Annotated in this window: 9 protein-coding genes and 5 tRNA genes; all 14 read left to right on the forward strand. The window is 61.2% G+C overall.

Features of this window, described 5'->3' with window-relative positions:
• Nucleotides 1–94 precede the first annotated feature (94 nt).
• The 14 genes from aruF (at nt 95) to PVV54_RS07340 (ending at nt 11,880) form a co-directional block, all read left to right on the forward strand.
• The gene (gene aruF / locus PVV54_RS07275; RefSeq protein WP_274909285.1) at nt 95–1,114 is read left to right on the forward strand and encodes an arginine/ornithine succinyltransferase subunit alpha; all 1,020 of its coding nucleotides are present in this window, start codon (nt 95–97) and stop codon (nt 1,112–1,114) included.
• 54 nt (nt 1,115–1,168) lie between these two features.
• Nucleotides 1,169–2,197, forward strand: a complete 1,029-nt coding sequence (gene astA, locus PVV54_RS07280) for an arginine N-succinyltransferase (RefSeq protein ID WP_274909286.1) — start codon at nt 1,169–1,171, stop codon at nt 2,195–2,197.
• On the forward strand, nt 2,198–3,661 hold the full coding sequence (gene astD, locus PVV54_RS07285; RefSeq protein ID WP_274909287.1) for a succinylglutamate-semialdehyde dehydrogenase: 1,464 nt from the start codon (nt 2,198–2,200) through the stop codon (nt 3,659–3,661).
• Between the two features lie 22 nt (nt 3,662–3,683).
• Nucleotides 3,684–5,033: an N-succinylarginine dihydrolase gene (astB, locus tag PVV54_RS07290; RefSeq protein WP_274909288.1), complete on the forward strand. Its 1,350-nt coding sequence runs from the start codon at nt 3,684–3,686 to the stop codon at nt 5,031–5,033.
• Nucleotides 5,034–5,047: 14 nt separating this feature from the next.
• On the forward strand, nt 5,048–5,338 hold the full coding sequence (locus PVV54_RS07295; protein ID WP_274909289.1) for a topoisomerase II: 291 nt from the start codon (nt 5,048–5,050) through the stop codon (nt 5,336–5,338).
• Nucleotides 5,339–5,348: 10 nt separating this feature from the next.
• Nucleotides 5,349–6,356: a succinylglutamate desuccinylase gene (gene astE, locus PVV54_RS07300; protein WP_274909290.1), complete on the forward strand. Its 1,008-nt coding sequence runs from the start codon at nt 5,349–5,351 to the stop codon at nt 6,354–6,356.
• Nucleotides 6,357–6,785: 429 nt separating this feature from the next.
• Nucleotides 6,786–9,410 carry an alanine--tRNA ligase gene (alaS, locus tag PVV54_RS07305; RefSeq protein ID WP_274909291.1) on the forward strand — a complete coding sequence of 875 codons (2,625 nt, stop codon included), beginning with the start codon at nt 6,786–6,788 and terminating at the stop codon, nt 9,408–9,410.
• 86 nt (nt 9,411–9,496) lie between these two features.
• A complete protein-coding gene (locus PVV54_RS07310; protein WP_274909292.1) occupies nt 9,497–10,732 on the forward strand; it encodes an aspartate kinase in 1,236 nt (411 codons plus the stop codon).
• Between the two features lie 167 nt (nt 10,733–10,899).
• The gene (gene csrA, locus PVV54_RS07315) at nt 10,900–11,088 is read left to right on the forward strand and encodes a carbon storage regulator CsrA (RefSeq protein ID WP_003254503.1); all 189 of its coding nucleotides are present in this window, start codon (nt 10,900–10,902) and stop codon (nt 11,086–11,088) included.
• 72 nt (nt 11,089–11,160) lie between these two features.
• Nucleotides 11,161–11,251 (forward strand) — tRNA-Ser (locus tag PVV54_RS07320).
• A gap of 105 nt (nt 11,252–11,356) precedes the next feature.
• Nucleotides 11,357–11,433: transfer RNA gene (locus PVV54_RS07325), tRNA-Arg, on the forward strand.
• Between the two features lie 72 nt (nt 11,434–11,505).
• Nucleotides 11,506–11,582 (forward strand) — tRNA-Arg (locus PVV54_RS07330).
• A gap of 72 nt (nt 11,583–11,654) precedes the next feature.
• Nucleotides 11,655–11,731: transfer RNA gene (locus PVV54_RS07335), tRNA-Arg, on the forward strand.
• A 72-nt stretch (nt 11,732–11,803) separates the two neighbouring features.
• Nucleotides 11,804–11,880, forward strand: a tRNA-Arg gene (locus tag PVV54_RS07340).
• The last annotated feature ends 38 nt before the right edge of the window (nt 11,881–11,918 follow it).

The following is an 11,918-nucleotide window of genomic DNA, read 5'->3' on the forward strand; positions in this document are numbered from 1 at the left end:
GCGAAACCTGATTACAAGCGCGGGCGCGTGATTGCAGGCGCCCGCCGTTTTTTCGTGCCGTCGTGTACGGCCAGTATTCCAAAGGAGTGACACCATGCTGGTGATGCGCCCCGCGCAAATGGCTGATCTGAACGAAGTGCAGCGCATGGCTGCAGACAGCCCCGTTGGTGTCACCTCGCTGCCGGATGACAGCGCCCGCCTGGGCGACAAGATTGCCGCCTCGGAAACCTCGTTTGCCGCTGAGGTGAGCTTCAACGGTGAAGAGAGCTACTTCTTCGTGCTGGAAGACAGCCAGACCGGCAAGCTGGCTGGCTGCTCGGCCATCGTCGCGTCGGCAGGGTATTCCGAGCCGTTTTACAGCTTTCGTAACGAGACCTTCGTGCATGCCTCGCGCGAGCTGAAAATTCACAACAAGATTCACGTGCTGTCGCTGTGCCACGACCTCACCGGCAATAGCCTGCTAACCAGCTTCTATGTGCTGCCTGAGCTGGTCAACAGCGGCTGGGCCGAGCTCAATTCCCGGGGGCGGCTGCTGTTCATGGCCTCGCACCCGGAGCGCTTTGCCGATTCGGTGGTGACCGAAATTGTCGGCCACAGCGACGAGCAGGGCGAATCGCCGTTCTGGGATGCCATCGGGCGCAATTTCTTCGACCTCAACTATGCCGAAGCCGAGCGCCTGTGCGGCCTGAAGAGCCGGACCTTTTTGGCCGAGCTGATGCCGCATTACCCCATCTACGTGCCGCTGCTGCCTGACGAGGCTCAGGAGGCCATGGGCCAGGTGCACCCGCGCGCGCAGATCACCTTCGACATCCTCATGCGCGAAGGCTTCGAAACCGAGCACTACATCGACATCTTCGACGGTGGCCCGACCCTGCATGCGCGCACCTCGGGCATCCGCTCGATTGCCCAGAGCCGCGTGGTGCCGGTGAAGCTGGAAGACGCACCAGCCAAAGGCGGGCGCCCCTACCTGGTGTGCAATGGCCAGTTGCAGGATTACCGCGCCGTACTGCTGGAGCTGGACTGGGTGCCGGGCAAGCCCGTTGGCCTGAGTGCCGAGGCGGCGGACGCCTTGGGTGTGGGTGAGGGTGCCAGCGTGCGCCTGGTTGCAGTCTGAAGCCTCGGCATAGCGAGTTTCGTGGCGGCCACAGCCGCCACACAAGGAGATAGCATGATCGTTCGTCCTGTACGCAGCAGCGATTTACCCGCGCTGATCGAACTGGCCCGCAGCACCGGCACCACCGGGCTGACCACGTTGCCGGCCAACGAGGAGCGCCTTGGCCACCGCGTGGGCTGGGCTGAAAAAAGCTTCCGTGGCGAAGCCGAGCGTGGCGACACCGACTACCTGTTCGTGCTGGAAAACGATGAAGGCCTGGTGGTTGGCATCAGTGCCATCGCCGGTGCCGTCGGCCTGCGCGAACCCTGGTACAACTACCGGGTCGGCCTGACGGTCAGCGCCTCTCAGGAACTGAACATCTACCGGGAAATCCCCACCCTGTTCCTGGCCAACGACCTGACCGGCAACTCCGAACTGTGCTCGTTGTTCCTGCGCAGTGACCACCGCTCTGGCCTTAATGGCCGCCTGCTGTCGCGGGCGCGCATGTTGTTTATCGCCGAGTTCCCGGAGCTGTTCGGCAAGAAAATCATCGCCGAGATGCGCGGCATGTCCGACGAACATGGCCGTTCGCCGTTCTGGGAATGCCTGGGCCGGCACTTCTTCAAGATGGAGTTCAGCCAGGCGGACTACCTGACCGGCGTGGGCAACAAGTCGTTCATCGCCGAGCTGATGCCCAAGTTCCCCTTGTACACCTGCTTCCTGTCCGAAGCGGCGCGCAGCGTGATCGGCCGTGTACACACCGACACCGAGCCTGCGCTGGCCATGCTCAAGCAGGAAGGCTTCAACTATCAGGGTTATGTCGACATCTTCGACGCAGGCCCGGCCATCGAGTGTGAAACCTCGAAAATCCGCGCCGTGCGCGAAAGCCAGACGCTGGTTTTGGCCGTGGGCACACCGGGCGATGACGCCACCCCTTACATCATCCACAACCGCAAGCGCGACGATTGCCGCATCACCGCCGCGCCAGCGCGCCTGGCCGCCGGCACGCTGGTGGTCGACCCCATGACCGCCAAGCGCTTGCGCATGGGCGCGGGCGACAACGTGCGTGCGGTGCCGTTGTCGGCAAGCCGGGAGGCCCAGTAAATGACTACGCATTACATCGCAGGCAACTGGCAGGCTGGCCAGGGTGATGCCCTCAAATCGCTGAACCCGGTCACGCAGGCCGTGGTATGGGAAGGGCAGGGTGCCGATGCTACCCAGGTGGAGGCTGCCGTGAAGGCGGCGCGTCAGGCGTTTCCTGCCTGGGCGCAATTGAGCCTTGAGGCGCGCATTGATGTGCTGGAGAAATTCGCCGAGCAATTGAAGCTGCACGCCGAAGCACTGGCGCACTGCATTGGCGAAGAAACCGGCAAGCCGCTGTGGGAATCGGCAACAGAAGTGACCAGCATGGTCAACAAAGTGGCGATCTCGGTGCAGAGCTACCGCGAACGTACCGGCGAAAAAAGCGGCCCTCTGGCCGACGCCACCGCCGTGCTGCGGCACAAGCCCCATGGCGTGGTAGCCGTGTTTGGCCCGTACAACTTCCCCGGCCACCTGCCTAACGGGCATATTGTCCCGGCATTGCTGGCAGGTAACTGCGTGGTGTTCAAGCCCAGCGAGCTGACCCCCAAGGTGGCCGAGCTGACGGTTAACTGCTGGGTTGCCGCGGGCTTGCCGGCCGGCGTGCTCAACCTGGTGCAGGGTGCCCGTGAAACGGGTGTGGCCCTGGCGGCCAACCCAGGCATCGACGGCCTGTTCTTCACCGGCTCCAGCCGCACCGGCAACCTGCTGCATCAGCAGTTCGCCGGGCGCCCGGACAAGATTCTGGCCCTGGAAATGGGCGGTAACAATCCACTGGTGGTGGACGAGGTCAAGGACCTGGATGCCGCTGTGTACACCATCATCCAGTCGGCCTTCATTTCCGCCGGCCAACGCTGCACCTGTGCCCGCCGCCTGCTGGTGCCGCAAGGCGCGTGGGGCGATGCGCTGATTGCCCGGCTGGTTGAAGTGTGCAAAAGCATCACGGTCGGCGCGTTCGACCAGCAGCCAGCCCCGTTCATGGGGTCGGTGATTTCGCTGCAGGCTGCCCAGGCACTGATGGCGGCGCAAGCCGAGTTGGCAGGCAAGGGCGCCGTGAAACTGCTGGCAATGACCCAGCCGCAAGCCGACGCCGCGTTGCTCACCCCTGGCATTCTGGATGTCACAGCGGTGGCCAATCGCCCGGACGAGGAGTTCTTCGGCCCATTGCTGCAGGTGATCCGCTACGCCGACTTCGATGCCGCCATCGACGAGGCCAACAACACCCAGTACGGCCTGGCCGCCGGCCTGCTGTCTGATTCGCGCGCACGTTACCAGTACTTCTGGCTGCGCAGCCGCGCCGGTATCGTCAACTGGAACAAGCAGCTCACCGGCGCCGCCAGCAGTGCACCGTTCGGCGGCGTGGGCGCCAGTGGCAACCACCGTGCCAGCGCCTATTACGCAGCCGATTACTGCGCTTACCCCGTGGCTTCGCTGGAGACCGCCAGCCTTGCCTTGCCGGCCACCCTGACGCCGGGCGTCACCCTATAACAACAGGTCACGGAGTTAGCCGATGAAATCCTATGAAGTGAATTTTGATGGCCTGGTGGGGCCTACCCACAACTACGGCGGCCTGTCGTACGGCAACGTGGCTTCGCAGAGCAACAGCCAGCAGGCGTCCAACCCTCGTGAAGCGGCGCGTCAGGGCCTGGCCAAGATGAAAGCGCTGGCCGACATGGGCTTCAAGCAGGGCGTGCTGGCGCCACAGGAGCGCCCGGACGTGGCGGCGCTGCGGCGCTTGGGTTTCACCGGTAGTGATGCCGAGGTGATCCAGCGCGCCGCCAAAGAGGCCATGCCGCTGCTGGTTGCCAGTTGCTCGGCTTCGAGCATGTGGGTGGCCAACGCTGCCACTGTCAGCCCCAGCGCCGACACCGCTGACGGGCGTGTGCATTTCACCGCCGCCAACCTGAACTGCAAGTACCACCGCAGCATCGAGCACCCGACCACCAGCCGTGTGCTGGGCGCGATGTTCGCTGACGAAAAACACTTTGCTCACCACGCCGCGCTGCCGGCAGTGACGCAGTTTGGTGACGAAGGCGCGGCCAACCACACGCGCTTCTGCCACAGCTACGGTGAAGCGGGTGTCGAGTTCTTCGTCTATGGGCGCAGCGCTTTCGACAGCCGTTACCCGGCGCCGCAAAAGTACCCGGCCCGCCAGACCCTCGAAGCGTCCCAAGCGGTTGCCAGGCTGCACGGCCTGAGCGACGACGGCGTGGTCTACGCTCAACAGAACCCTGCCGTGATCGACCAAGGTGTGTTCCACAACGACGTGATTTCGGTGGGCAATGGCGAAGTGCTGTTCTACCACGAAGACGCCTTTCTGGAGACGGACGCGGTACTTGGCCAACTGCAGGCTAAACTGGCCAGCAAGGGCGGCAACTTCCAGGCCATCCGTGTGCCACGTGCGGCAGTGACGGTAGAGGACGCGGTGCGTTCTTACCTGTTCAACAGCCAGTTGCTGAGCCGTGAAGATGGTTCGATGCTGCTGGTGGTGCCGGAAGAGTGCCGTAACAATGAGCGGGTCTGGGCTTACCTCAGCCAGCTGACCACTCAGAGCGGCGCGGTGAAGGAGGTCAAGGTGTTTGACCTCAAGCAGAGCATGCAGAATGGCGGCGGCCCCGCTTGCCTGCGCTTGCGCGTGGCACTGAAAGAATCGGAACTGATGGCGGTCAACCAAGGCGTTATCATGACCCCGTCGCTGTACGACACCTTGGTGCAGTGGGTCGACAAGCACTACCGCGATCGCCTGGGCGAAGCGGACCTTGCCGACCCGCAATTGCTGGTCGAGTGCCGTACGGCGCTGGATGAGCTGACCCAAATCCTGAAGTTGGGTTCGGTCTACCCGTTCCAACGCCAACCTTGAAGAGAGAATTTGCAATGACCGATGCCCTGCGCCTGATCCTGGAAGATGAAGACGGCACCCAGCTGGAAACCTCCTGCACCCGTTTTGCCGTGGTTTGGCAAGGCAAGGAAGTGTGGATCCAGCAGGATGGCCGTGGCCAGTTGCTGATCGGTGTGGATGTCGACGAAAACGACACCGAGTACGCCAACCTGCTGCTGCGCCCGATGGCCACCAACCTGGTCAGCCTGCAGCTGGAAATGGAGCCGGCGGAAGTTGGCGAAGATGACGATCACGTGCATGGCCCGGATTGCGGCCACCACCACTAAGGAAGCGCCCATGCTCGCCCTTGGCAAACTGCTTGAGCTGACCCTGACCGATCACGAACCGGCCGAGAAGACCCAAGTGACACCCAAGGGCGCACGTTTGCGCTGGCTGGGGGAGGGCGCGCTTGAAGTGCGCCCGCCCGAGGCCGAGGATTGCGGGCTGGACTTGCTGTTGTCGGCAGGCATCCATGGCAACGAAACCGCACCGATCGAATTGCTCGAACGGCTGCTGCATGGCGTGGCCAATGGCAAGATCAAGCCACGTGCGCGGGTGCTGTTCCTGTTTGGTAACCCGGTGGCGATCCGCAAGGGCGAACGCTTCGTCGAACAGGACATCAACCGGCTGTTCAATGGTCGGCATGAACTTTCCAGTGGTTTTGAGGCATTGCGCGCCGCCGAGCTGGAACAGTTTGCGCGGGTTTTCTTCAGCAAGCCTGAGCGCAACCGCTTGCATTACGACCTGCACACGGCGATCCGTGGCTCGAAGATCGAGCAGTTTGCGCTTTACCCTTATAAAGAAGGGCGCAAGCACTCTCGCCGCGAGCTGGCACGGCTGGCCGCTGCCGGCATGGAAGCGGTGCTGCTGCAAAGCAAGTCATCCATCACCTTCAGCGCTTTCACCTATGAGCAACTCGAAGCCGAGGCGTTTACGCTGGAGCTGGGCAAGGCGCGGCCGTTCGGCCAGAACGAACAGGTCAATCTCGACAAGCTTGAAGAGCGGCTGATCCAGATTATCGAGAACGCCGAGCCGCAAACCCCTGAATCGCTGGACGGGCTTAAGCTTTTCAGTGTGTCCCGCGAAATCATCAAACACAGCGACAGCTTCCACCTGCACTTGCCGGCGGACATCGAGAACTTCTCCGAGTTGACCAAGGGCTATCTGCTGGCCGAAGACCTGGCGGAAACGCGCTGGGTGGTCGAAGAGGAAGGCGCGCGGATCATTTTCCCCAACCCCAAGGTCAAGAACGGCCTGCGGGCGGGGATTCTGATCGTGCCGGATTCCGGGCAACGCCTGGGTTGAGGTTGCACATTCCCTTGTAGGAGCGGCCTTTTGTGGGAGCGGCCTTGTGTCGCGAAAGGGCTGTGTAGCAGACCCGGGATTTATGTTGCTTCAAAGATTTTGGGGCCGCTGCGCGACCCTTTCGCGACACAAGGCCGCTCCTACAAAGGCCGGTTGTCGCTGAAAATTGTCCATGAAAACCATTTAATTCACCGCCTGTTCCATTTTCCCTTCCCTTCAGCGGTAATGGGCTTGCCAGTGGCGAAAGGCTGCATTTAGCATCCGGCTATGCCATTTTCGATTGCAAGCGCCTTAAAAGCCGTCCAATCGACGCTTTCTATCGCATAAACACACTGCACCGAGATTGCAGGACCGATATAATGCGGCCCTTTGCCGTCGTTTCGTCGACGCGTTTGCCCCCAAAGGGCCGCCGTTTCCGTGGAAGAACCTATGAAAAGCGCAGAAATCCGTGAAGCCTTCCTTCGCTTCTTCGAAGAGCAGGGCCATACCCGAGTCGCCTCCAGTTCGCTGATCCCGAACAACGACCCGACCCTGCTGTTCACCAACGCAGGCATGAACCAGTTCAAGGACTGCTTCCTCGGTGCGGAGAAGCGGGCCTACACCCGTGCGGTCAGCAGCCAGAAGTGCGTGCGCGCCGGTGGCAAGCACAACGACCTGGAAAACGTCGGTTACACCGCCCGTCACCACACCTTCTTCGAAATGCTGGGCAACTTCAGCTTTGGTGACTACTTCAAGCGCGATGCCATCACCTTCGCCTGGACCTTCCTGACCTCCGACAAGTGGCTGAACCTGCCCAAGGAAAAGCTCTGGGTTACCGTTTACGCGAGCGATGACGAAGCGTACGACATCTGGACCAAGGAAGTCGGCGTGCCGGCCGAGCGCATGGTGCGCATCGGCGACAATAAAGGCGCCCCGTACGCCTCCGACAACTTCTGGACCATGGGCGACACCGGCCCGTGCGGCCCGTGCACCGAGATCTTCTATGACCACGGCGCCGACATCTGGGGCGGCCCACCCGGCTCGCCGGAAGAAGACGGCGACCGTTACATCGAGATCTGGAACAACGTCTTCATGCAGTTCAACCGCACGGCCGATGGCGTGCTGCACCCGCTGCCCGCCCCGTCGGTCGACACCGGCATGGGCCTGGAGCGCATCAGTGCGGTCATGCAGCACGTGCACTCGAACTACGAGATCGATCTGTTCCAGAACCTGCTGAGCGCGGCAGCCAAAGCCATTGGTTGCAGCAACGATGGCCAGGCCTCGCTGAAAGTGGTGGCCGACCACATCCGTTCGTGCGGCTTCCTGATTGCCGATGGCGTACTGCCGTCCAACGAAGGCCGTGGCTACGTGCTGCGCCGCATCATTCGCCGTGCATGCCGCCATGGCAACAAGCTGGGCGCCAAGGGCAGCTTCTTCTATCAGATCGTTGCAGCCCTTGCCGCCGAAATGGGCGAGGCCTTCCCTGAGCTGAAGAGCCAGCAGGCGCACATCGAGCGCGTGCTCAAGGCTGAAGAGGAGCAATTCGCCAAGACCCTGGAGCAGGGCCTGCGCATCCTCGAGCAGGACCTTGCTCAGCTCAAGGGCGACGTAGTGCCGGGCGACGTGGTGTTCAAGCTGTACGACACCTACGGCTTCCCCATGGACCTGACTGCCGACATCGCCCGCGAACGCGAGCTGACCATCGACGAAGCCGGCTTCGAGCGCGAAATGGAAGCCCAGCGTGAGCGCGCCCGTTCGGCCAGTGCCTTCGGCATGGACTACAACAGTGTGGTCAAGGTCGACAGTGCCACCGAATTCCTGGGTTACGAAGCAACCGAAGGCCAGGGCAAGATCATCGCCCTGTACAAGGATGGCCAGGCCGTTGACCAGCTGGGTGAAGGCGAGCAGGGCGTCGTGGTGCTCGACCGTACGCCGTTCTATGCCGAGTCCGGTGGCCAGATTGGCGATACCGGTTTCCTGCAGTCGGGCGCTGCGCGCTTCGATGTGCGTGACACCACCAAGACCGGCGGTGCCTTCCTGCACCACGGTGTGGTTGCCAGCGGTGCGCTGGTTATCGGCTCTCCTGTAGAAGCCAGGGTCGATGCCGATGTACAGCACGCCACTTCGCTGAACCACTCTGCCACCCACCTGCTGCACGAAGCGCTGCGTCAGGTACTGGGCGAGCACGTTCAGCAGAAGGGCTCGCTGGTCGACAGCCAGCGCCTGCGCTTTGACTTCAGCCACTTCGAGGCCGTCAAGCCAGAGCAGATCAAGGCTTTGGAAGACATCGTCAACCGCGAAGTGCGCAAGAATACCCCGGTGCAAACCGAGCTGACCGATATCGAAACCGCCAAGGCCAAGGGCGCCATGGCCCTGTTCGGCGAGAAGTACGGTGACACCGTGCGTGTGCTGAGCATGGGCGGCGATTTCTCCGTCGAACTGTGCGGTGGTATTCATGCCAAGCGCACCGGCGATATCAGCCTGTTCAAGATCATCAGCGAAGGCGGCGTGGCCTCTGGCGTGCGCCGTATCGAAGCGGTCACCGGCGAAGCGGCGCTGGCTTACCTGAACGCTGCCGAAGAGCAGGTCAAGGAAGCTGCGCAACTGGTCAAAGGTAACCGCGACAACCTGATCGACAAGCTGTCGGCTGTGCTTGAGCGCAACCGCCAGCTGGAGAAGCAGCTGGAGCAGCTGCAGGCCAAGGCCGCCAGCGCCGCCGGGGACGATCTCTCCAATGCGGCCGTTGAGGTCAAGGGCGCCAAGGTGCTTGCCGCTCGCCTGGATGGGCAAGACGGCAAGGCCCTGCTGGCCCTGGTCGATCAGTTGAAGAACAAGCTCGGCCACGCAGTGATCCTGCTGGGCAGCGAGCATGAGGGCAAGGTTGTGCTGGTGGCCGGCGTGACCAAAGACCTCTCCAGCCAACTCAAGGCTGGTGACCTGATGAAACAAGCCGCTGCGGCAGTGGGTGGCAAGGGCGGTGGCCGTCCGGACATGGCTCAGGGTGGTGGCGTCGACGTCGCCGCACTGGACCAGGCCCTGGCGCTGGCCGTGCCGTTCGCAGAGCAGGGACTTTGAGATGTGGGGGCGGGTGGTCTAGTCCACCCGTCCCTGCATGTTGGATGGTTTTTTTGAGGCCCTGTATGGGCTGAGGCACCATTGAAATGGCGTTGATCGTACAGAAATTTGGCGGCACCTCTGTCGGTTCCATCGAGCGGATCGAGCAGGTTGCCGACAAGGTCAAGAAACACCGTGAAGCGGGCGACGACCTGGTGGTTGTGCTGTCGGCCATGAGCGGAGAAACCAATCGCCTGATCGACCTGGCCAAGCAGATCAGCGATCAGCCAGACCCGCGTGAGCTGGACGTGATCGTCTCCACCGGCGAGCAGGTCACCATTGCCCTGCTGGTGATGGCCCTGATCAAGCGTGGCGTGCCGGCGGTATCGTATACCGGCAACCAGGTGCGCATTCTCACCGACAGCGCGCACAACAAGGCGCGCATCCTGCAGATCGATGACCAGAAGATTCGCGCCGACCTCAAGGAAGGCCGCGTAGTCGTGGTTGCCGGTTTCCAGGGGGTCGATGAGCACGGCAGCATCACCACCCTCGGTCGTGGTGGCTCCGACACCACCGGCGTAGCCCTGGCTGCAGCGCTCAAGGCTGACGAGTGCCAGATCTATACCGACGTGGATGGCGTCTACACCACTGACCCGCGTGTTGTGCCCCAGGCCCAGCGCCTGGAGAAGATCACCTTCGAAGAGATGCTGGAAATGGCCAGCCTCGGTTCCAAGGTGCTGCAGATTCGTTCGGTGGAGTTCGCCGGCAAGTACAACGTCCCGCTGCGCGTGCTGCACAGCTTCAAGGAGGGTCCAGGTACCCTCATTACCATTGATGAAGAGGAATCCATGGAACAGCCGATCATTTCCGGTATCGCCTTCAACCGTGATGAAGCCAAGCTGACCATTCGCGGCGTACCGGACACTCCGGGCGTTGCTTTCAAGATCCTCGGCCCGATCAGCGCTTCGAACATCGAAGTGGACATGATCGTGCAGAACGTATCCCACGATAACACCACCGACTTCACCTTCACCGTGCACCGCAACGAGTACGAGAAGGCTCACAGCGTGCTGGAAAACACCGCGCGTGAAATCGGTGCCCGTGAAGTGATCGGCGACACCAAGATCGCCAAGGTGTCGATCGTCGGCGTCGGCATGCGCTCCCACGCGGGCGTGGCCAGCCGCATGTTCGAAGCCCTGGCCAAGGAGAGCATCAACATCCAGATGATCTCCACTTCCGAAATCAAGGTTTCGGTAGTGATTGAAGAGAAGTACCTGGAGCTGGCCGTTCGCGCGCTGCACACCGCGTTCGAACTCGACGCTCCTGCCCGACAGGGCGAGTAAGGCGTTGCCGGGAGGGCGCGGCTAGGCCGCGCCCTTCGCGTTTCTGGTTGCCGCACAGGCCTTGTCCTGCCTGTATGGCAACCACTCAAGGCCCTGGCCGCCGTCCACGGCCAGGGCCTGTCATTACAAGACTGTTACCCCTGAATGTTTTGCGTAAGGAGAAAGCTATGTTGATTTTGACTCGTCGGTGCGCCGAGAGCCTGATCATTGGAGATGGCGAGATCACCGTGACGGTGCTCGGCGTCAAAGGCAACCAGGTGCGTATTGGCGTCAGCGCCCCGAAAGAAGTGGCCGTTCACCGCGAGGAAATCTACCTGCGGATCAAGAAGGAGAAGGATGAAGAGCCAAGCCTTTAATTTTTTTGAAGTTTTTTTCAAAAAAAGGGTTGCAAAGGTGAAAGAGGTTCTTTAATATTCGCCTCGTGTTGCGGTGAGGTGGCCGAGTGGCCGAAGGCGCTCCCCTGCTAAGGGAGTATACCTCATAAGGGTATCGGGGGTTCGAATCCCCCCTTCACCGCCATTATTTGCGTAGGGCGCTGTAAGCAGCAAGTTCGCTAAGTCGTTGAAGTTAAACGAAAAGTTCTTGCAAAAATGTTTCAGCGAACTATCATGTGCAGCAAGACACGGACTCATAGCTCAGCTGGATAGAGTACTCGGCTACGAACCGAGCGGTCGCAGGTTCGAATCCTGCTGAGTCCGCCACTTTTGAAGTGGCTTTGCTTACAAAGCTGCTTCAAATCACCAGTGGTAATCTGGTCTAAAACTACCAACCACGGACTCATAGCTCAGCTGGATAGAGTACTCGGCTACGAACCGAGCGGTCGCAGGTTCGAATCCTGCTGAGTCCGCCATTTTTGAATTGGCTTTGTTTGCAAGGTCACTTCAACCCACCAGTGGTAACCTGGTCTAAAACTACCAACCACGGACTCATAGCTCAGCTGGATAGAGTACTCGGCTACGAACCGAGCGGTCGCAGGTTCGAATCCTGCTGAGTCCGCCACTTTTGAAGTGGCTTTGCTTGCAAGGTCGTTTCAACCCACCAGTGGTAACCTGGTCTAAAACTACCAACCACGGACTCATAGCTCAGCTGGATAGAGTACTCGGCTACGAACCGAGCGGTCGCAGGTTCGAATCCTGCTGAGTCCGCCATACATCAAGAAGCCCGCTCATTTGAGCGGGCTTTTTGT

Origin of the sequence: Pseudomonas sp. PSKL.D1 (assembly GCF_028898945.1) — a bacterium.
GTDB lineage: Bacteria > Pseudomonadota > Gammaproteobacteria > Pseudomonadales > Pseudomonadaceae > Aquipseudomonas.